The sequence below is a fragment of the Microcoleus sp. B7-D4 genome, from assembly GCF_036705125.1.
Lineage (GTDB): Bacteria > Cyanobacteriota > Cyanobacteriia > Cyanobacteriales > Microcoleaceae > Microcoleus.
Window position 1 is genome coordinate 35,814 of record NZ_JAUBTT010000032.1, and the last position, 20,312, is coordinate 56,125.

The window sequence follows — 20,312 nt, forward strand, 5'->3', positions numbered from 1 at the left end:
TTAGATAATAGCGAAGATAAAACTAACATCAAGTAACACAACATAGGTGAATTAACATATGAAAACCCTGAAAAGTGTTCAGTACAACCTAGCTCTCTACATCGTCGGTGGCATCGTCTTCATCATCGCCGCCTTGATTTTAAGACCTTTTGCCCTCGTCGGCCCAGGGGAACGCGGCGTTATGATGCGCTTCGGGAAAGTTCAAAACACGATTTTAGATGAAGGCATTCACCCGATTTTCCCGATCGTCACCTCTGTAAAAACTCTCAGCGTGAGGGTACAAAAAACAGATTTGAAAGCAGATGCAGCATCCAAAGATTTGCAAAGCATTACGACCGATTTGGCAGTCAACTGGAATGTTGATCCCGCCAAAGTAAATCAAATTTACCAACAAATAGGAGAGGAAGAACAAATTGTTACCAGCATTTTGAGTCCGGCTATTTCGGAAGTTCTCAAAGCAGCAACTTCTAAAAAAACCGCAGAAGAAATTATCACTAAGCGCACCGAACTCAAAACAGAAATCGACAACAGCCTTAAAAAGCGCTTGGAACCTTACGGCGTCATTGTCAGAGATGTTTCGTTAATAAATTTTGGCTTTTCTCCCGAATTTAGCAAAGCCATCGAATCGAAACAAATAGCCGAACAAGAAGCTAAACAAGCAGAATTTACAGTTAAAAAAGCCACCCAAGATGCTCAAGCTGAAATTAACCGTGCTAAAGGTAAAGCTGAAGCTCAACGCTTGCAGCGGCAAACATTAACAGCCGAAATTTTGCAGCAGCAAGCAATTGAAAAATGGAACGGCCAGTTTCCGACAGTAATGGGAGGAGGCGGAACTTTGCCATTAATTAATATTGCGCCGCCGACTTCTCAACCTGCAACTCCTGCTAAATAAGCTGCGGCAGATCGTGATGGCCAGGGTGCGGGGAGAAGGGGGGAGGGGGAGAGAGTCTGAGGGGGGGAAGAATAGAGGGTTTTTCACTGCGGATGTGAAGATGTGCTTTTTTAAATGCCGAACAGCAAGCGTATAAAATACAACTAACAACTAAGGTTAAATCTCAGATGTTGCACCATTGTCAAGAACGGGCAAGATGCCCGTTCCACAAAGAATGAGTTTTCTTGTGGAACAGGCCGAAAAGCCTGTTCCTAAACAAGTAATTGAGAATGGTGCAAGATGTGAGTTAGATCCCACTTACTTAAATACCAAGATACAATTTACGTTGCGCGAGTCCTGAAAAACGTTAAAGTAAGAAGCAACTCGGAAATTGTAAAGGTTTGCTTGAAAGTTCGGCTGATGGGAGATCGGGAGAACCAGTCAATTTCTAATTTAGGTGAAGTGGGGAGTGCCGACGATCGCCATACAGCGTCAGAAGCCCTGTGGCTGCGCGATCGAGCCTTGGCCGCTAGTAGCTGCGGCATTGTCATTGCTGACGCCAATGCACCCGATTGTCCCATAATTTATTGCAATCCGGCCTTTGAACGGATGACAGGTTACTGCGCCAGTGAAATCTTGGGGCGTAATTGCCGATTTTTGCAAGGCCCGGATACCGATCGAACTACTGTAGCTAAGATCCGCGAGGCCTTGCGCCAAGGTCAAGAAATCCAGACACCAATCAAAAATTACCGCAAAGACGGCACTCCTTTTTGGAGCAAATTATCGCTATCTCCCGTGCGAGACGACAACGCTAATTTGACTCACTTTGTAGGAGTTCAGTCTGACTTGTCGGAACCAATATGTGAAGTGCAGCAAGCATTGCAGCAAGCTAACGACCAACTGCAAACGATTTTGGAAGCAGTTCCGGGCACAGTATCTTGGATTAGCTCGGATTTGCGCTATTTGGGGGTTAACCAGCACTTAGCCAAACTGCATGGTTTGCCGCCGTCGGCTTTTGTCGGTCAAGATATTGGTTTTCTGGCTGCTAGCTCGGATTTTAACTCTTTTGTGGTGGAGTTTTTTGCCGACGACGCTACGGAAGCGGTTAAAGAACTCAACGTTAAGGTACAAACCGATGGGGGAGAGTCGGAGGGATACTATTTGATTGTCGCTCAAAAGTACGATCGGGGCAAAGCAGCTTGTCTGGTAGGGATTGACATTACCGAGCGCAAGCTGGCAGAAGAAGCTCTGGTGCTGACTCGCAAGGCGGTGGAAAGTTCGAGTGACGCGATCGGCATCAGCGATGCGAACGGCACTCACATCTATCAAAATCAAGCGTTTTCTCAGCTATTTGAGTGGGACACCGCAGAGGAATTTAAGCTAGCCGGAGGTATATCGGCAGTTTTTGCTGACCCTGCAGTTGCTAGGGAGGTACTCGACACGATCGCCCAAGGTTATTCTTGGTTTGGTGAAATTACCAACTGCACTAAAAGCGGTGAAACTTTGCAAGTGTTGCTGCGGGCCGATGCTATTAAAGACGCTACAGGGAAAATTGTCGGTCAGATTTACATGAATACCGATATTACCGATCGCAAGCGCACCGAACAAGAGCTGCGGCAAAGCGAGAAGCGCTTTCGATCGTTGATTGAAAATGCTAGAGACATTATTGTAATTCTCGACGAGAAAGGCTTTTGCCGCTATGTCTCTCCTTCCCTAGAGCGGATTTTGGGCTACCCGACGGCGGAAGTTCTCGGCAGATCTATATTTGACTTGATTCACCCTGACGAATTGCTGATAGTGGATCAAGTGTTCAAAGGTGTCATGCAAACGCCGAAAGTTAGCCTGGGAATGGCGGAATACCGAGTGCAACACAAGGATGGTTCCTGGTGCGTGTTGGAAGCGGTGGCGACTAATTTGCTCAACGAACCTTCGGTGCGGGGAATTGTGGTCAACTGTCACGACGTGACTGAGCGCAAGCTGGCTGAAGAACAATTGTTGCACGATGCTTTGCACGATGCGCTGACGGAGTTGCCCAACCGTGCTTTGTTGACTGACCGGTTGGGGCAAGCTTTTGCCCGTGCCCAACGGCATCCAACCTATCAGTTTGCGGTGCTGTTTCTGGATTTGGACAGGTTTAAGGTGATTAATGACAGTCAGGGACACCGCACGGGCGATCGGCTGTTGGTGGCTGTGGCTCGCCGTCTCTTGACTTGTTTGCGGCCAGGGGATACGGTGGCTCGTCTGGGGGGAGATGAGTTTGTGATTTTGCTGGAAGAAATTCATGGTGTTGATGAGGCGATCGCCCAAGCAAAGGAAATTCTCAAAACGATCGAACGACCGCTGAATTTGGAAGGTAATAAAGTTTTAATTACTGCTAGCATCGGCATTGCTTTGAATACCGACAAATATCAGTGGCCGGGAGATATTTTGCGCGATGCTGATATTGCGATGTACCGGGCAAAAGCTCTCGGTAAAGCTCGCTACGAAGTTTTTACCAGTGCGATGCACGCTCGCGCTGTGGCTTTGATGCACTTGGAACACGATTTGCGGGAGTCGGTTGAAGAACTAAATTTGAAATATTCGATCGTGGATTTCGCTTGTGGGACGGCGGCGGAAAACTCGCCGATGAGTGAAATCGATCGCAGATTGGAGCGTCCGAAGTCGCAAGTGACCGCTTTAAAATTGGAATGTCCTTTTACTGTTTATTATCAGCCGATCGTTAGTTTGAAAACTGGCTCAGTTATCGGATTTGAGGCGCTGGTGCGCTGGCTGCACCCGGAACGGGGTTTAGTTTCCCCGATGGAATTTATTGCGATGGCGGAGGAAACTGGGTTAATTATGCCTTTGGGTTTGTGGGTTTTAAACGAAAGCTGCCGTCAAATTATTAAGTGGCAGAGTTTGAATTTACTTGGGGGAAATTCGCGGCTGACTGTAGCAGTAAATCTTTCCGGGAGGCAGTTTTCGGAACCGGAATCCATCCAGCAAATTAAGCAAGTTTTGCAGGAAACGGGTGTTGATGCTCGCTGTTTGAAGTTGGAGATTACTGAGACTGTGGTGATGGAAGATGGGGAAGCGGCGGCGGCGATGCTTTCGCAGTTGAGAGACTTGGGGATTGATTTGTGCATTGATGATTTTGGCACGGGTTATTCGTCTCTGAGTTATTTGCACAAGTTCCCGATTAATATTTTGAAGGTCGATCGCTCTTTTGTCAGTCGCATTGGGGAAATGGGCGAAAATTTGGAAATCGTGCGGGCGATCGTGATGCTGGCCCGCAGTTTGGGGATGGAGGTAGTGGCAGAAGGTGTCGAAACCGCCGTCCAATTGGCTCAAATGCGGTCGATCGGCTGCGAGTACGGTCAGGGGTACTTTTTCTCTAAACCTCTCGACAGTGAGGCAGCTACAGCCTTGTTGAGGCGATCGCCCAAATGGTAATCCGATCTACAATAGGAATTGTATCAAGATAAACTCATACCAAAACCTATGTCTCAATCAATCGCCCCAGCTTTAGAAGAAAAGCAAACAGATACTTCTCCAACTTTAACCTTTGAAGAATACAGAGTTTATCAAGGAGAACCTGATGTACAATACGAACTGTACAAAGGCCAATTAATACCAATGGCAACAGCGACAGCATTACACACAAGCATCTGTGAATATTTGGTTTACAAATTGCAGCGTTACCTAGCTGCTCACAATCTTGATTTAGTAGTAAAAACTTCTGTAGGAGTGAGAACAGAAAATGCTACATCTTGCATTCCCGATGTACTTGTCTGCACTCAAAGTTTGTGGGAACAAATACTTGCCCAGCCTGGTTCAGGCATCCTTGACTTAGGAGAAACACCGCTATTAGTAGTAGAGGTAGTGAGTGAAAATCGACGGGCAGATTACATAATTAAACGAGCACAGTATGAATTAGCGAATGTGCCAGAATATTGCATTGTTGACCCTAAATGTGGGAAGCAAAAAATCAGAATTTTAGCATTTATTGAAGGTGAAGATGGTTACACGCATACAGATTTCTTTCCAGGTGAAGAGATTGTATCTGTAGTATTTCCAGATTTCGTTTTATCGGTGGATGAAATACTAAATCCGCCATTGGTGGAGGAGTTAGTGAAGGCAGAACGAGCTGAGTTGCAGGAATCACAGCAACAAGCCGTAATCGAACGTCAACGCGCTGAGGAGGAGCGTCAACGCGCTGAGCAGCAAAGTCAACTCGCTGAGCAGCAAAGTCAACTCGCTGAGCAGCAGAGTCAACTCGCTGAAAAATTGGCGGCTAAGTTGCGGGAATTGGGAGTAGATCCTGATACTGTCGTTTAAATTTAAAATAATCAGAAATACTCGCTGAGGTGACAAAGATATGTCTCAATCAATTCCGCCAGTTTTAACAGAACAGCCAGTTGATAATTTACCCACACTAACCTTTGAAGAATACCGATTTTATGAAGGGGAACTTGATGTACAATATGAACTGTACAAAGGCAAATTAATTCCGATGCCAATAGCTACAGTTTTACACACCAAAATTTGCGAATATTTAGTTTACCAGTTGCGGCGTTACGTAGTCACCCACAATCTTGATTTAGTAGTAAAAAGAGGCTTAGGAGTGAGAACCGAAGAAAATTCGTCCCGTATTCCTGATGTAGTTGTCTGCACTCAAAGTCTTTTGGAACAAGCTGGTGCTAGACCCGGAGGAGGCAATCTTGGCTTTGATGAAACGCCGTTAGTAGTAATAGAAGTAGTCACCGAAAATCGGCGGGTTGATTATATAACTAAACGAGCGGAGTACAACTTAGCTGATGTGCCAGAATATGTAATTGTTGACCCCGCAGAAAACAGACAGCGGGTGCGAGTTATGGCATTTCTCGAAGGTGATGACATTTATACAGAGGTAAATTACTTGCCGGGTGATGAAATGGAATCTGTAGTATTTCCCAATCTGAGATTATCAGTCAATGAAATTTTAGATCCGCCATTGGTGGAATGGTTAATTAAGGCAGAACAAGCTCAATTGCAGAAAGCTGAAAGGTTGGCGGCGAGGTTACGGGAACTGGGCATAGATCCTGATGCTGTGTAGGAAATTGGATGGAGTACGTGAAGCGAAGTTATCCCGCAGGGAATCGCCCTTGACGTATCTCAATCATCTAGGGACAAGTCGCGCAGGAAATAAAAGCGATCGCTTTGCCAATTTTCTCCTTTAATTCGCCCTAAGTAACCAGTCAGCGGTGAAGAAAGTTCTATAGTCAAATCCTTTACTGATTCGTTTGTCAGCTTAGAATCAGTGGTGGCAAATCTAGCATTGTATTGAACTTTAATCTCAACAACCGTTGGAAAGTCGCTATCTGAGCAAAGTTGTTTCACTGCTTGTATGATTTGCGATCGCAGCCTAATTTCTCTTTCAACTTTCTGAATATAATCATTAATTCTGTCGTCAATTTGCCGGCCCATTTCTAGATAGGGCTTGAGTTCAACTAAGTTGACAGCACCTGGATATTTAGCTTTTAACTCAACTAGCTTCTGTAAAGTCATGGCATTGATAATACTAACTTTCCATTCTTGTGCTGCTTTCAACATATCCACCGAAGGATTGCCAGGGCCAATCACTAACTTGGTAGATTCTAAAAATTTATCCCGACTTAAGTGCATTCCTCCTAGTTTAATCAATTCCTCAGCAGTTCGACTAGGGATAAGCCTACCCGCTTTACACTCACCAACTAAGGGATAGGGTTGGGAGCAAAATAAATCTAAACCACCAGCACCGCCTTTGTAGGCATTCTCAATCTTGAATCCTAAGAATTCAAGGCTTTGACGTGTGATATTCTCAAAATCTGTGCCTGCTTGATAGTTGCTTTTTTTTTCTTCTAGTTCTATGCTGCGATTTCCCAAAGCTGCTATAGTCTTTATCCAAGATAAATCCGGTTTGATTGGTTTTACAGGCTTATCGCTACTCCAACCTAGAAACATTTTGATTTCTGCGTCTAGTTGTTTGGCTTTTGGGTTGGTGGTGGATAACTGCACTAATGCACTTTGCAACTCTTCCAATTCTGGATGTTCAGGAGGCTCTAGTTTTTCCAGCTTTTGACGGCGTTTAGCAAAGATAGACTCGCTCAACACAGGCGTTGAATCAGTAACATTTAGAGACTTTGGCAAAGGTACAAAATTGCCGCTGGGATGCACAGACATTTCTAGCGGCTGAGGTAGCAAATAAACCCGCAGGTAAGCTACAAAAATAAAAGGACGCTGCTGGAGAATTTGCTGTAATGCCTCTGTTTTCCAGATGGTTAATCGCGACAAAGCTTCTAATGATTCCGCCTCATTCACCATTTGGCACAATTCGCACTTAGCCCAAGCTTTGATCGAAACTTTATCTGAAACTACCAGTGGGAGTTCTAATTGCCCTGACTCTGGAAACAAGCTCATTTGCTTAGGTTTCATCAAGGGCATATTAGAATTATCGGCTGGATACAAAGCAAATGTCCGCCCCGGATTCAGAAACATCCGAGGCATAGCTGCAATCATTCGTCCTTGGATTAAAGCTTCAATATGTGGAACTGGTAAAGCCAGTGCTGTTTGAAGCAAAATTGATTGGTTCATACTTAACTAAATTGGTCGCTTAGATCGCCATCATCTGTATCATCACTGCTGGTAGGGTTGAAAATATCATCTAAAAGTTGGAGTTCATCTTCCTCATCAACCACAGGCATTTGATTCGACGGATCGCTCAAAATTTCTCGCAGTAAAAGATTGTCAAAAGTGAGCTTTTTCTGAGATATTAAATCAAAAACCTCGTCTTGGGTTAAATTATACTCTGTGCATTTTTCATAAACAGCACGGAGAGCAAATAACGGTTTTATTTGCTCTTCAATCAAGTACACCAACTCACCGCCTTTTTCTACTGATACGAGTTGTTCTAGTAGCTTGTATGCTGGAGAGTTTTTGCTCATTTTCTCTATTTTTGATTGGGAACGGACTAAACAACCGCGAGTCAAATCAAACTTTTGATAATCAATTAAGCGCTTTAATCCAGCAACTAAGTCAGATTGAGAAGTTTGAATGACTGCAACACCAATCTTGATTTTTTTCCCATTTTCGACACCAATTATCTTGAAATCAATCCAATTCGCATTTTGTAATTTGGGTTTAACCTCTGTCATAATGTTATTTATTTTTACATTATCCACAGTCTCATCTATCAGGGTTAAAAAGCCAAAGCAAATAGCATTAGCAATTGTGAAACTATCCTTTATATCCTCTCGGATGTCTTCCTCAAGTTCCTTGGTAAAAGCAAGATCAAACCGTTCAGCAGGATCTTCTGGAAGTTCAGGCGTTGGAGGCATAAAAACTTTAAAATTCTCGGCACACCATGTCAAAGCTTCGCGTACAGTTGGCTTACCTCGGCCATATTCTCTCAGTTGACTTTCCTCAAATGGGTAGACCGGATGAGGAGGATTTAAATTTCTGGTCTGATAAAAATCTTGCAACCATAGTTTGACTAAATCAACTAAAGAATCGCCATTCAAGTAGTTTAAATCGATTGGTTTTCGCTGCGTGTATGTTGAAATTCGATCGGGTATACTACCAGGCATCAGATTAACTTGTTGCCAAGTATCGGGTGCCATTACTGTGATAATAACTAAACCTTGACTGAGTTCTGATTGTTCGAGAGTATCGTACAAACGCTTAACTAGAATGGCAATTACCTGCACTATTGGTAATCCCTCACTGCTACACCAATCTCGATTTAGATCTATTTCATCAAAACAAATGATGATAGGACGGTAGTAACTCACCAAATTTAAAATTTTCTGGACATTGTTAAGAGATTCTACTTCTCTATCCTGATTAGTCTTGCCGGAATTAGTCGGCAATCCTAGTTCCTCAGCTTTAGCTTTATCTAACTCTTCACCAGACAACCATTTGATAGCAAAAGGTGTTTCAGTTTCTGATAATGTCCACAAAACAGCTCGAAGAATATAAGGGTCTACATTTGATCTTGTCTTAAGAAATTGCTTAGTTAGGGCTTTCATGTAATTTTTATTTTTAGTAACCCAACTAGCACATACTTGATCAAATTGATCTAGTAGTTTTTGAGGAGAAAGATTTGGTGTAGCAGGATTAATAGCTTTGAAACATTCGTTAGCCATTGCTGCTGCTATTTCCTGGCATTGCATGACACCTTGGCTACTTAGGCGACTTAAACTATTAACTAAAGTTTGCTGAAATTGGTAGTTGATAAAGTTTAAGTCTGTGTAATTACTAACACTCGCATAAACGAATAAAGCATTACCATTGCTTTCTAGCCTGTGGCGAGTACGATTCAAAATGTGGCTTTTTCCCACTCCCATTGAAGCAGTTAATACCAGTGAACTCACCTTTTCTTGACTAGATTGACTTGTCTTTACTTTTTCAACTGCCTGAAAAATTGCATCGGAAGCATGAGCATTTAGAGTAGGAAGATCGGGGAACCCTTTCCCCCAAATATCTTGCTCTTTGACAATGCCAGCTTTGCTAAATGGATTGTGATTTTGAATGGCAGCATTCAGGGCTTCTATCGGGGAAACTGGTATATTGTTCATGGTTATCGGGTGTGAGGTAACGAACTACAAAAAGATTGAGAACAATTTTATGGATTTAAGCGCTTGGCGTAGTAACGCAATGTACCACCAGGAATGATGATTGAGTCTTCACGTTTATCTGGGGTGATGTCTGGGGTTTCCCCTGCCATTAGCTGAAAAATATCAGTAGCCTGCATTTCCAACAGCCACTCATTGAACTCCGATCGCCCTACCCTTTCCCCGATCGCCCGACGCATCCGATAAATCGGCACTAAATCGTCTAAGTTATAATCCCGGTTCAAGCTGTCATACACATCGATCGCCACAGCCTTAAAATCGTCATAGGATGCGATCGCCCCTACATCCCCTTTCCCTTTCTCAACCCGAACACTTGCCGCACCATCCTGATGCCGAATCCACTTCAACAAAGAATTTCCCAGCCGAGTACCAATTTGAGAACCATCAAACTCAAACAGAGAATCCTTACTTTTCAAGCCTTCCGCTAAAACTTCTTTCCCCTTCGCGCTCAATTCCACCAGCGTCACCCGATTTACCAGCGAATACTCGATCGCCCCAGTCGCCTGCAACTCGCCGAGAACTCCCAGATATCTCTGACTCGTCTCATTAGTGCGAACAATCCGCTTAGTCAAATCCCCCTTTTTCACCTTCATCTTCCCGCCGCTCAAATCCCACAAATTCAGCAGTACCCGAACTTTCGCCTTCGCATCCCACACCGCTTGCTCTTCCGGTGTCAAAGTTATAGGCATCGCAACTTCACTTTTCTCAGACATATCCATACCTTTAAATACTTGTTTTTACTCTTAAATTTTACCAGAAACCTTGTTGATAATCATTTAAAACTTTTCCGCAAAAATCCGCGCGAGGCTACGCACAACTTATGCAAATTTCATTTAAAAATAATAGGTATTGACTAAAAGGTGATTGTTTGATAAAATATCGGATCGAAAGAGCGATCGCAATTCTAATTCTCTGCACCAAATGCGATCGAAACCATTTTAAGCACAGCCCGCTACACTCTAGCAACCTCAACTAAAGTAGCGATCCCAACCGCAGCTAACAACCCACAAACCAGCTTAACTGCGACTTTAGTTCAATGCCGGATTCTGCCTTTAGAAAGACGAATTCAATCTAAACATCTTGTTACATTGCAATGGCAATCAAAACATTGAACAACATTTTTCCCATGAAAACTATTCCCGACCAAATTTCCAACATCAAAGAAAAACTTCCCGACATTACTCCCACCCCTCCTGGTTTAAAAGCTCAAGCATCTAGCCACGACCTCAAAGCCCGTTTAGATTGGGGCGAACCCGGACTCACAATCATCGACGCTCGTGATTTTGAAAGCTTCACCAAAAGCCACATTACCGGCGCGGTAATGATGCCAATGGACGAATTAGTTGAGCGCGCACAATCGAGTTTAGAACCCATCCGTGACATCTACATCTACGGCGAAAACGACCAACAAACCGCCGAAGCTGCCAATCTTCTACGCACTGCCGGCTTTCAAAAAGTAGCCGAACTCAAAGGCGGAATTCCTGCTTGGAAAGCCATTGACGGCCCTATGGACGGCTCTGGCGAACACGATACTCCCGGCCCCGACGCATACAACGTTTTCTCTCGCTTGCAACACCACGCCGAAGCGCAGAAAGTCAACAAATAATCACACCGAATACCTAGATCCCCGACTTATTGAAGAAGTTGGGTATCTAACAAAATAATTTGTTTGTAGTAAGGAATCAAGCTCTCTCTTAAAGCTTGCAGTCACTAAGCACTAAAGTCCTTACTACAAACTTAATTGCGATCGTATAACCGGACTAGATATTAACATTCGCGGACGCAAAAGTGCTTTAACAGGCTACTTATAGCGTAAAGTGAATAATGCACCTTCTACATAAACAAGTGTGTGTATCCAAGACTGATTAACACTCCTTCCTCGCGTCCAAAAATGCTTTGACTTCCCTTAAAACTTGCCGATTCCCATCAAAAGTAATCAGCTTAACTGCATCCTCAAAGGAAGTCCAGGCCGAATTTTGAACTTCCTCTACTTGCAACTTAACCTCCATTGAATTTACAAAAGCCAAAAAGTAAGTAACAGTCTTTTCAATTGATTCTCCTTCCTTTGCAGAGGAATAATGTTCCACAGAACTAGGCTTCCCTTCCTTAACAAAGGAATAACGTTCCACAAAACTAGGCTCCTCAAGCACTTCACAATCGCGGATGCCAGTTTCCTCCTCAAACTCCCGCTTCGCCGTTTCTAGCGCAGATTCTCCCTGATTCGCGTGACCTTTAGGAAACGCCCAATGTCCCGCTTGATGTTGAATCAATAAAAACAAACTATCAGTTTCAGTCGCAAAAACTGGTACAATGCCAAAAGCTTCATCTTTCATCTTTTTACTGACACGATTTTACATATCAAAACTAATATTACCACCCCAACCGAGTCGGCTGTTCATAAACCCGCTTCAAAGTATTAACATCCCTCGCTGAAATAGGCGGAGGATTTCTCACATGAGAAAAATAAAGCACATCAGTTTCCATCAAACTGTGGCCCCAAATTCCCAAAGCGTGACCCAACTCGTGCCGCGCCGTCGCCGCCGTCGCCGGAACATACTTACCCACTTGAGTCGGATTCAAATAAACCGAAAACCGATGAGATAACACAGTTTTATCCCCATCCCTACGGTCGTACAATTCATAGGTAGCCTCTCCAGAACGCGATCGCAAAACCCCTTGACGCAAAGGCGGAGCCCGACGTAAAATCCTAATATCAGCCACCTCCGAACTATCCACCACTTCCAAAGGCAAATAAACCCCCCATTCTCGCACCACATCCAACACAGCCGCCATCCATTCTTCAGACTTATTAGCATCAACTGGACGCTCAACATAAACCTGAATCGGAAACTTAGACCACAACAAATGACCAAATTTCGGTGGCTTAACCTGGTCAAAATAATCACCGCTATCGGTGGAATCTTGCCAATTGGCCAGCGTGGGCGGCAAAGGGTGAACCTGTGGAGGCGGAAAACTATTCGGGAGAGAAGAAAGACTCGTTGCCGGAGTATTAACCTGAGTAAAAACTATCAGGCTAAAACAACATAAAGCCAATCCCAAACCAGCCAGCAATCGAGGTTTTAATGTCACTTTCCCCAACCGCATTTTTGCAACCGCACTTAAATTTCATCTTTAGGGCGGGCTAGAAGCCCAACCCCTACACCCCACAATATTTATTTATGTGGCACGGGCGTCTCGCCCGTGAGCTAATGTGGCACGGGCGTCTCGCCCGTGAGCTAATGTGGCACGGGCGTCTCGCCCGTGAACTCATGTGGCACGGGCGTCTCGCCCGTGAGCTAATGTGGCACGGGCGTCTCGCCCGTGAACTAATGTGGCACGGGCGTCCCGCCCGTGAGCTAATGTGGTTACAAATCCAAATTTTATAACTTAGGCGTCAACCAACCAGCACTCAAAATCACAGTCAAACCCATAAAAACAATAGACAGACCCCAAGTAATGCGGTTCAGACTCGTTTCTGCACTCTTGGCGCTGGTAAACAATTGAGCTTGTCCGCCAATCCCTCCAATACCATCGCCTTTAGGACTGTGCAGCAACACAAAAATCACAAGTCCTAAAGCAGACAAAGACCAGATAACTTGTAACACAGAAACAATATCCATAATCGGGGGTAATTGGTAATTAGTAATCGGTAATTTATTATCATATCAAATTCGGTCGATCGCACACAATCTCCTCCGGGACACAGCATCGTACCCATTGTTGTCAAATTAAGCTGTTAGTCCGCCAGTCCGCCAGGGAATGAATTCCCTGTCTCAAAGCGAAAGTCCTCTTAAGAGGACTGAAAAGAAGAATTTTTGGTGCTGCTGAATCCAAGTTTGATTTTGCCTGATGGGGTAATTCTAAGTGCTTACGCTGTCAGCAGTGGGGCAACCACGGGGGGATTGCCCCTACAAATTTCATACCCCAATTCAGCAACGCCGAATTTTTAAACTCATTAGTCCTCTTGAGAGGACTTTCGCTATTAGACAGGGAATTCATTCCCTGGCGGACTACCGGATGGGCGGGAGGACTGGGCGGATGACAGCTTAAGTTGACACCAATGCACGACGCCTTTGTCCCTACTGCTGCTGCGTCCCTACTACAATCGGACTCGCACCGGAGTGCGATTGGCGCGAACTTCAAAATTAGCGGGTTCAATCATAGAACGTCCCGTCATCTCCGGGGGCTGAGGCAACCTCAACAGCTCCAGAATCGTCGGCGCAATATCCGCCAAAGAACCATCAGTCCTCAGAGGAACATCCGTTCCGTGACCCGGAATCTTCAGACCTTCACCTTCTACCAGAATAAACGGCACGGGGTTAGTAGTGTGAGCCGTCCAGGGATTCCCGTCATCGTCAAACATCTGCTCAGCATTTCCGTGGTCAGCAATAATAATTGCCGTTCCCCCAGCTTTACTAATCGCGCTCAACAGCCGCCCCAAACATTTATCCACAGTTTCGATCGCAATTATCGTCGCATCCATCATCCCCGTATGACCAACCATATCCGGGTTAGCGTAGTTAATCACCATCAACGAATAGATGCCTTTTTCCAAAGCCGTCACCACCCCATCCGTCACCAAATCCGCCGACATCTGGGGCGCCTCATCGTAAGTCCCCACCATCGGACTCTGCACCAACTCCCGGTGTTCTCCGATAAAAGGCTCTTCCAGACCCCCATTAAAAAAATAAGTCACATGAGCGTACTTTTCAGTTTCCGCCGTCCGCAACTGCTGCAAACCGTGCTTAGAAATCACCTCGCCCAGAATATTGTTCAAATTCTGCGGTTCAAAAGCCACCATTACTGACGACAACTTCGGGTCGTACTGAGTAAAACTCCCAAACGTCAGCGGCTCAATTAACTGCCGTTGAAACCCCTTAAAATCGGGAGATACAAAAGCCTGAGTCAATTCTCTAGCCCTGTCCGGGCGAAAATTGAAGAAAATTAGCCCATCCCCCGATGCCACAGCCCCCGGAGCAATCCGAGTCGGAACTGCAAACTCGTCGGTCACTCCTTCAGCATAAGAGGCCTGCAACACATCAACCGCCGATCGACCGTCAGGCGCACCCTCAGTCGTCATCACCTCGTAAGCCCGCTGCACCCGATCCCAGCGCTTGTCCCTGTCCATCGCGTAGTAGCGGCCGCTAATGGTCGCAATCCGACCGACCCCTACCTCTGCGATATAACTTTCAATCTTGCCTAGAGCTTCGACACCCTCTTTCGGAGTAGTATCGCGACCGTCAGTAATCGCGTGAATGCAAACATCAGAAATTCCCTGTGCCTTTGCTAATTGCAGCAAACCCTTAATATGACTGAGATGGGAATGAACCCCACCTTCAGAACAAAGACCAGTCAGGTGCAACTTGCCGCCCGTGGCGCGGACTTTCTCGCAAAGCCCAACCAGCGCTTTATTGTTGAGCAAAGAACCATCTTCCACTGCATCCGAGATCCGCACCAACTCTTGAGGAACCACGCGGCCCGCACCCAGATTCAAGTGACCAACCTCTGAGTTACCCATTTGCCCGTCTGGCAGCCCTACCGCCCGACCCGATGTTTTAATCAGAGTTCTGGGATAAGCGGCCCAGAGACTGTCCATCACGGGTGTTTTCGCAGTGGCGATCGCATTTCCGTCTTTTTCTTCACGATAACCCCAGCCGTCTAGAATAATCAGCACTACAGGAGATACAGACGCTTGTGCCATGTGAATACCTTATTTACAATAATTAATTTCTCGATTTTCATGATTTCCGATTTTGCGGAACATCTGCCGCTAATCAGTTTACATATTTTTTAGGCTCCGGCTGAACAAAGCCCACCCAAATTCCCTTAGCCACAGTATTGTGGGAACTAATCTCGACCTGCTTTGGGAATTGTTTAATTGATTGCCTTGGGCTGTACTGTGAATGCACAGTCGGAGGCTGTTACCTATCTCACCAACAGCGACCCTGCTTTTGCGGCCGCATTTTCACGAATTGTTTAACGGTAGGTTGCTATTTAAACACTAAAAAGAATACCACAGATGGCGGACTTTTACTACTGCCTCAAGGAATAGATTAAACAGCTTTGACTGGGCTGGGAATAACTTTAAACCAGTTGAGCAAAAATCCGTTTCCGAATCGGCTCACTTTCAGCGGACATAAAATTCTACAACATCTTTTTTAATTTTGACATCGTAATTGCCAAAGAAATCGTGACCGAGCAGACCTATTGGCATTTGTTTGGCGATCGCCACTTCGACATTTTGGATCGCAGCACCCCCAACCCGAATCGATCGCACTACGCCGATGGGGAACTCGACAAAGCTACCGTCAGCGATCCCCGCTCTGATGGTACGCACCGGCCTCACTCCCAGTGCAGTAGCCATCCGCTGAGAAATCAAAGTGCCACTGGCGCCGGTATCGAGAATCATCTCAAAAGTCTGGTTGCCGTTAAATACCACATCAATCACCGGCGTCCCGCCTGCGCGACGCTTGATTTTAGCTTGAAATACCTGTGGATTCCCCGGAGGCTTCGCCCGTTGATTTGCTGGGGGTTTGGCACCACCATTTGACGGGTTCCAAAACTGAGAGTACAATTTGCCAGTTGTCAATCCCGATCCCGTTATAGTGCGATTCCCTACCCTTCGGGAACCCCTGCGGGGAACGGGATAGCTGCGCCGCGCGTGCTGCTGGGAACTCACATCGGGCATCAATGTCATCACCTGGGTTTCTGGCTGATGTGAATCAGAATGCACCTGGCCGCCCCCCACCGATCCCACACCCACCAAAACGGTCGCAAAAACAAAGCCCGATCGCCAAATCCGCTTGAGAATCACTTTTGCCATGATCTAAATACCTTGATTGCTTCAATATTTCCCACAACGACCGCCATTGATATCCTAACTTGCTCCACAAAACCCAGCGGCCGAAGAGTCCGATCGGATCGTGAGGAAAACTTGGCAATTTTCAAGCGATCGCATAACATCGAACACAGATAAACTGATAAACGGCAACAGGCTGTAATTGCAGAGCCTTGTTGGATATCTTGAAATTAAGCATTTGGGGACGATCGGCAATGCACAAACTTTTATATTTTGCAACTATAGGACTACTAGCTTTCTCGATCGCAGGCTGTGGTGGCGAGGGCAGCAACACAGCCAGCCCCAGCCCCAGCCCCAGTGCAGCCTCTCCATCTCCGGCAGCCTCTGCCAGCCCCACCCCAGGAACTCAGACATTCCAGTCTCCAGTAGTAGCGGCCCAGCCTCCAGGGTTAATTCGATCGACCAACCCAGACGAACGAGCGAGACAGGCTCAAACAGGCATCGGCAACAACAAAAACAGGAATCCAACGCTTCCGCTTCAGCCGGTGCCCCAAGGCCCTGTGACACCGAATCCTTCTCAGTTAGACCCCTTTGGGCCGCTGCCACCGATCGCAGTTCAAAACCCTCCCGGAGTTGGCGATATCCCCGGCGGAGTCCCAGCAGGGCCCATGACAGCCAATCCGTTGCCCAAACTGCCACAGCGACAGGTGGCAATGATACCTAAACTGCCAGAACTATCCCGCCCAGTCCAAATTGGAGGAACTAAGCTCAGAGGCCCGGCCGCTCCCCAAATCAATCTCAGCCCGACAGCAAGACGCGTTGTCAACGAATTCAGGACGCTTCAGGCTTTGCTAGACGAGACCACACAAAACTCTGAGTACGATAGGGATGTGGGTACATTGGTCGACACTATTTACGGAACATTGAGAGAGGATAATGTTGGTGTAGTCAGACGAGAGTTACTACTAACTAACCGACCATTATTCAGAAGAATAGAAAAGGCCCTGGATGAATATCGGACAGCCTCAAACTTGTGGGACATTTATGGAGAAAGATCACCTGCTGATGCTCTCCGATGTTCCATCGTGCCGGAAATTGCCGAGGCAATTGAGGTATATCGACCGCCGACAGTAAGAAGGGGGGAACTTTCTTGCGTGACGCGAGGAAATTTGCTGCAAGCAGTTTGGCGACAGGGTAAGAATAGACTTGATGCAGCCCTCCGCGATCAAGACTATGAGGCGCGAACAATCGCAAAAGCTCCTCTTCTGCCAGTTCTATCCGAAAGTCCGACAAATCGTCAGCCCGAAGGCGAGAGGGCCCTGGGTCGGGAATTAGCCCGGTTGCCAGAAGTGCCTGGGCTAAACCCCCCGCCAGTAGGGCGTCGCCCAGCGGGATCACCGTTAATAGCAGCGGGCCCCGGAGATCCTTCTCTGCCGGGAGGCGAAGGCGTGGAAGTTGGCTCCCCGCGCCAAGTTCCGGGACTTAATGCGCCTCAATTGGGCAGTCGCCCCGGACAGCCAGGTTTTCCCGGAGGCGAAGGCGCGCAAATAGGCTCGCCGCGCCAAGTTCCGGGACTCAATACGCCTCAATTGGGCAGTCGCCCCGGAGATCCTTCTCTGCCGGGAGGCGATGGATCGGAAATTGGCTCGCCGCGCCAAGTTCCGGGACTCAATACGCCTCAATTGGGCGGCCGTCCAACTTCATCACCAACTACCGGTAGGAATCCGCGCCGTCCTGCACCCCCGCGCCCGCCCCAGCCCATTGCAGCTAGACCCATAGGAGTGCCGGATCTGCCGGAACTGCCAGTAGACAAGCGCCCGCCCCAGTGGAGAGACCCCAATCCCCCACCTCCTCCCCAGATACCCGTAGTTCCTGCAGCACCGCCACCGCCTTCTACTGACCTCGCTACAGGCACTGAAGTCAGTGGGGTGGTAAAAGTCGGGAACGAGACGCAAGTGATTGTCAAAGTACCGAATGAACCAACCAGCCGATATGTCAAAGTCGGGCAGCGGTTGTCTAACGGGCAAGTGTTGGTGAAGCGGGTGGATATCAAGCCCGGAGGAGATCCCGTCGTAATTCTAGAGGAAAACGGCGTTGAGGTAGCCAAAGGTGTTGGCGAAAAACCTGCAAGTCGCGAACAAAAACCCGCCAATGCAGTTATTAGCCGTCGGCCAAATCCGAATAGCTCAACGCGGCGCTGAAAATTGACATTAAAGCATGAAAAATGCTAAGGGCAAAAACTCTAATTTTTGCCCTTAGGGTTTATGGCTGATATCGAATCTGAAGGTAAAATTAATATAGAGTGAGTTAGTCGCTTCTGGGAAGAAACATTAGGGATTAAAAAATAGAAGACTTTTCAGCGAGTCTTAGCTTCTATAAAATCCCTATTAGTAATGGAAGTCAAAGGAGATTTCTCATGCTCGGTTCAATTCAAAAATTAGGGATGGTGATATTAGTTGCTTCTTGTATAGGCAGCGCCACTAATCTCTTGAATCCCCAGCCATCAATGGCTCAACCAACACCACAGCCAACACCAGAGGCAAAACCCGAAGAAGAAAAACGCTCTCCCTTCTGCCAAGGAAATCCTCCGACGGGAAGAGTGAAATGCAATTACGAGACAGGCGATAATTACGAGGGAAACTTCGTTAACGGCCTCCCCGACGGCAGTGGAGTCTACGTTTACGCTAATGGCGATCGCTACGAAGGACAATTTCGGAAGGGAGTGCCCAATGGTAGAGGGACATTCATTTTTAAAGATGATGCCCGCTACATAGGCGTGTTCCAAGACGGCACGATGAGATCTGGGACGGTGGTTTTCCCCAACGGTGAGCGCTACGTGGGAGACTTCGGAGTCGTCCAGAACCTTCAGACTAATGTTATTAGCAGCCAACCAGCAGGGCGGGGTCAATTTTTTTACTCCAACGGCGATCGCTACGAAGGACAATTCTTTGCAGGTTCGCCCTTTGGCCCAGGGGTATTAGTACGCAAAGACGGCACTCGCTGTTCCGGCAGATTTTTTAATCAAGAACTAGATGCTAGTGTCACCTGCACTTTCCCCAACGGTACGCGCTATGAAGGAGAATTGCGAAAGGGAGTGCCTCACGGTGTCGGAACGATGATCGATGCTAGCGGCAGGCGCTTTCCGGGGGTATTTCGCAACGGCAAACGCGGAGTTTCGTAAAGCATAAATTGAGGTTTTCAGGCCACTTTTGACCAGAAATCGGACAAAAGACAAATGACGAAGCAAAATAATATCCAGAAGCGTATAGGAGAGACTTTGTTAATGATTTCCCGTTTTAAAACCAGTGGAATCGCTCTATTAGTTACATCAGTGTTGGGAATTGGTAGTTACGCGACTTATCCCTTGCCATCAATGGCGCAAGTAGGGGTAGGAGCTCCGAGTGGTCGTTGCGTCCCAGCTATCGCTACAGGTAGAGTTAGGTGCGACTATGACGGCGGTGATAGCTACATCGGACAGTTCGTTAACGGTTTGCCGAGTGGCACTGGGGTATACGTATATTCCAACGGCGATCGCTATGAGGGGCAGTTCCGTCAAGGCCAGCCAAACGGTCGAGGACAATTTATATTTAAGGACGACGCCCGCGTCGAGGGCATATTCCGAGATGGCAGAATCAGCTCCGGGACAGCTATTTTTACTAATGGCGATCGCTATATAGGCCCGTTTTCTCTGGATTGGAAAGTGGGTACGCCGACAGGACAGGGGCAATTCATTTTTGCTAACGGCGATCGCTTTGTCGGTCAATTTTTAGGGGGCAAGCCTTTGGGTACGGGGGTGTTCACCCGCGCTGACGGTACCCGGTGTTCGGGACAGTTCTATAATCAAGAACTCGATGCTAGGGGTAGCTGCGCGTTTGCTAATGGTATCCGCTATCAGGGAGAGTTCCGCAAGGGATTGCCTCACGGCAAAGGGACAATTATCGATACCAGTGGCCGGCGGTTTCCGGGAGTGTTCCGCGACGGCCAGCGGCTCGAACGATAAACTGGAAATAAG

At 46.9% G+C, this 20,312-nt stretch carries 16 protein-coding genes; 8 read left to right on the top strand and 8 right to left on the bottom strand.

Annotated features, from left to right (window positions below; all coding sequences use genetic code 11):
• Window positions 1-58: 58 nt before the first annotated feature.
• From QUB12_RS14850 to QUB12_RS14865, 4 genes are all read left to right on the top strand, one after another.
• Window positions 59-892 (top strand): prohibitin family protein, encoded by an 834-nt coding sequence (locus QUB12_RS14850; RefSeq protein WP_333307312.1) that lies wholly within the window; start codon window positions 59-61, stop codon window positions 890-892.
• 399 nt (window positions 893-1,291) lie between these two features.
• Window positions 1,292-4,303 (top strand): EAL domain-containing protein, encoded by a 3,012-nt coding sequence (locus QUB12_RS14855; RefSeq protein ID WP_333307315.1) that lies wholly within the window; start codon window positions 1,292-1,294, stop codon window positions 4,301-4,303.
• A gap of 48 nt (window positions 4,304-4,351) precedes the next feature.
• Complete coding sequence (locus QUB12_RS14860; RefSeq protein ID WP_333307318.1) at window positions 4,352-5,188, top strand: Uma2 family endonuclease; 837 nt, start codon at window positions 4,352-4,354, stop codon at window positions 5,186-5,188.
• Window positions 5,189-5,228: 40 nt separating this feature from the next.
• Window positions 5,229-5,945, top strand: a complete 717-nt coding sequence (locus tag QUB12_RS14865) for a Uma2 family endonuclease (protein ID WP_333307321.1) — start codon at window positions 5,229-5,231, stop codon at window positions 5,943-5,945.
• A 59-nt stretch (window positions 5,946-6,004) separates the two neighbouring features.
• Here the strand turns inward: QUB12_RS14865 and QUB12_RS14870 are convergent, their stop codons facing one another.
• From QUB12_RS14870 to QUB12_RS14880, 3 genes are read right to left on the bottom strand one after another with little or no spacing between them, the layout of a single operon-like run.
• Window positions 6,005-7,462, bottom strand: coding sequence for a DUF1802 family protein (locus QUB12_RS14870; RefSeq protein ID WP_333307323.1), 1,458 nt, complete (start codon window positions 7,460-7,462; stop codon window positions 6,005-6,007).
• Between the two features lie 2 nt (window positions 7,463-7,464).
• Window positions 7,465-9,444: a P-loop NTPase fold protein gene (locus QUB12_RS14875; protein ID WP_333307326.1), complete on the bottom strand. Its 1,980-nt coding sequence runs from the start codon at window positions 9,442-9,444 to the stop codon at window positions 7,465-7,467.
• A gap of 47 nt (window positions 9,445-9,491) precedes the next feature.
• Complete coding sequence (locus QUB12_RS14880) at window positions 9,492-10,214, bottom strand: hypothetical protein (RefSeq protein ID WP_333307329.1); 723 nt, start codon at window positions 10,212-10,214, stop codon at window positions 9,492-9,494.
• Window positions 10,215-10,594: 380 nt separating this feature from the next.
• On the opposite strand from QUB12_RS14880, the gene QUB12_RS14885 reads away from it, so the two are divergent.
• Window positions 10,595-11,107 carry a rhodanese-like domain-containing protein gene (locus tag QUB12_RS14885; RefSeq protein WP_333307332.1) on the top strand — a complete coding sequence of 171 codons (513 nt, stop codon included), beginning with the start codon at window positions 10,595-10,597 and terminating at the stop codon, window positions 11,105-11,107.
• Window positions 11,108-11,366: 259 nt separating this feature from the next.
• On the opposite strand, the gene QUB12_RS14890 is transcribed toward QUB12_RS14885, so the two are convergent.
• The 5 genes from QUB12_RS14890 to QUB12_RS14910 form a co-directional block, all read right to left on the bottom strand.
• Window positions 11,367-11,834, bottom strand: coding sequence for an NUDIX domain-containing protein (locus QUB12_RS14890; RefSeq protein ID WP_333307335.1), 468 nt, complete (start codon window positions 11,832-11,834; stop codon window positions 11,367-11,369).
• Window positions 11,835-11,871: 37 nt separating this feature from the next.
• Window positions 11,872-12,606, bottom strand: coding sequence for a peptidase (locus tag QUB12_RS14895; protein ID WP_333307338.1), 735 nt, complete (start codon window positions 12,604-12,606; stop codon window positions 11,872-11,874).
• A gap of 275 nt (window positions 12,607-12,881) precedes the next feature.
• Window positions 12,882-13,121 (bottom strand): preprotein translocase subunit SecG, encoded by a 240-nt coding sequence (gene secG / locus QUB12_RS14900; RefSeq protein ID WP_333103648.1) that lies wholly within the window; start codon window positions 13,119-13,121, stop codon window positions 12,882-12,884.
• A 479-nt stretch (window positions 13,122-13,600) separates the two neighbouring features.
• Window positions 13,601-15,202, bottom strand: a complete 1,602-nt coding sequence (gene gpmI, locus QUB12_RS14905; protein ID WP_333307341.1) for a 2,3-bisphosphoglycerate-independent phosphoglycerate mutase — start codon at window positions 15,200-15,202, stop codon at window positions 13,601-13,603.
• A 426-nt stretch (window positions 15,203-15,628) separates the two neighbouring features.
• A complete protein-coding gene (locus tag QUB12_RS14910; protein ID WP_333143328.1) occupies window positions 15,629-16,324 on the bottom strand; it encodes a retropepsin-like aspartic protease in 696 nt (231 codons plus the stop codon).
• 230 nt (window positions 16,325-16,554) lie between these two features.
• Here QUB12_RS14910 and QUB12_RS14915 point away from each other — a divergent pair, with 230 nt between their 5' ends.
• The 3 genes from QUB12_RS14915 (at window position 16,555) to QUB12_RS14925 (ending at window position 20,300) form a co-directional block, all read left to right on the top strand.
• Window positions 16,555-18,501 (top strand): hypothetical protein, encoded by a 1,947-nt coding sequence (locus QUB12_RS14915; protein WP_333300628.1) that lies wholly within the window; start codon window positions 16,555-16,557, stop codon window positions 18,499-18,501.
• Window positions 18,502-18,716: 215 nt separating this feature from the next.
• Window positions 18,717-19,481 carry an MORN motif-containing protein gene (locus QUB12_RS14920; protein WP_333307345.1) on the top strand — a complete coding sequence of 255 codons (765 nt, stop codon included), beginning with the start codon at window positions 18,717-18,719 and terminating at the stop codon, window positions 19,479-19,481.
• A 102-nt stretch (window positions 19,482-19,583) separates the two neighbouring features.
• Entirely contained in the window at window positions 19,584-20,300 is a 717-nt protein-coding gene (locus QUB12_RS14925) for an MORN motif-containing protein (protein WP_333143345.1), read from the top strand.
• The last annotated feature ends 12 nt before the right edge of the window (window positions 20,301-20,312 follow it).

What these genes read in the sequence shown, in the direction of transcription:
- QUB12_RS14850 (WP_333307312.1), top strand. Translation starts at nt 59, where the DNA reads ATGAAAACCCTGAAAAGTGTTCAGTACAACCTAGCTCTCTACATCGTC.
- QUB12_RS14855 (WP_333307315.1), top strand. Translation starts at nt 1,292, where the DNA reads ATGGGAGATCGGGAGAACCAGTCAATTTCTAATTTAGGTGAAGTGGGG.
- QUB12_RS14860 (WP_333307318.1), top strand. Translation starts at nt 4,352, where the DNA reads ATGTCTCAATCAATCGCCCCAGCTTTAGAAGAAAAGCAAACAGATACT.
- QUB12_RS14865 (WP_333307321.1), top strand. Translation starts at nt 5,229, where the DNA reads ATGTCTCAATCAATTCCGCCAGTTTTAACAGAACAGCCAGTTGATAAT.
- QUB12_RS14870 (WP_333307323.1), bottom strand. Translation starts at nt 7,462, where the DNA reads ATGAACCAATCAATTTTGCTTCAAACAGCACTGGCTTTACCAGTTCCA.
- QUB12_RS14875 (WP_333307326.1), bottom strand. Translation starts at nt 9,444, where the DNA reads ATGAACAATATACCAGTTTCCCCGATAGAAGCCCTGAATGCTGCCATT.
- QUB12_RS14880 (WP_333307329.1), bottom strand. Translation starts at nt 10,214, where the DNA reads ATGTCTGAGAAAAGTGAAGTTGCGATGCCTATAACTTTGACACCGGAA.
- QUB12_RS14885 (WP_333307332.1), top strand. Translation starts at nt 10,595, where the DNA reads ATGGCAATCAAAACATTGAACAACATTTTTCCCATGAAAACTATTCCC.
- QUB12_RS14890 (WP_333307335.1), bottom strand. Translation starts at nt 11,834, where the DNA reads ATGAAAGATGAAGCTTTTGGCATTGTACCAGTTTTTGCGACTGAAACT.
- QUB12_RS14895 (WP_333307338.1), bottom strand. Translation starts at nt 12,606, where the DNA reads ATGCGGTTGGGGAAAGTGACATTAAAACCTCGATTGCTGGCTGGTTTG.
- secG (WP_333103648.1), bottom strand. Translation starts at nt 13,121, where the DNA reads ATGGATATTGTTTCTGTGTTACAAGTTATCTGGTCTTTGTCTGCTTTA.
- gpmI (WP_333307341.1), bottom strand. Translation starts at nt 15,202, where the DNA reads ATGGCACAAGCGTCTGTATCTCCTGTAGTGCTGATTATTCTAGACGGC.
- QUB12_RS14910 (WP_333143328.1), bottom strand. Translation starts at nt 16,324, where the DNA reads ATGGCAAAAGTGATTCTCAAGCGGATTTGGCGATCGGGCTTTGTTTTT.
- QUB12_RS14915 (WP_333300628.1), top strand. Translation starts at nt 16,555, where the DNA reads ATGCACAAACTTTTATATTTTGCAACTATAGGACTACTAGCTTTCTCG.
- QUB12_RS14920 (WP_333307345.1), top strand. Translation starts at nt 18,717, where the DNA reads ATGCTCGGTTCAATTCAAAAATTAGGGATGGTGATATTAGTTGCTTCT.
- QUB12_RS14925 (WP_333143345.1), top strand. Translation starts at nt 19,584, where the DNA reads ATGATTTCCCGTTTTAAAACCAGTGGAATCGCTCTATTAGTTACATCA.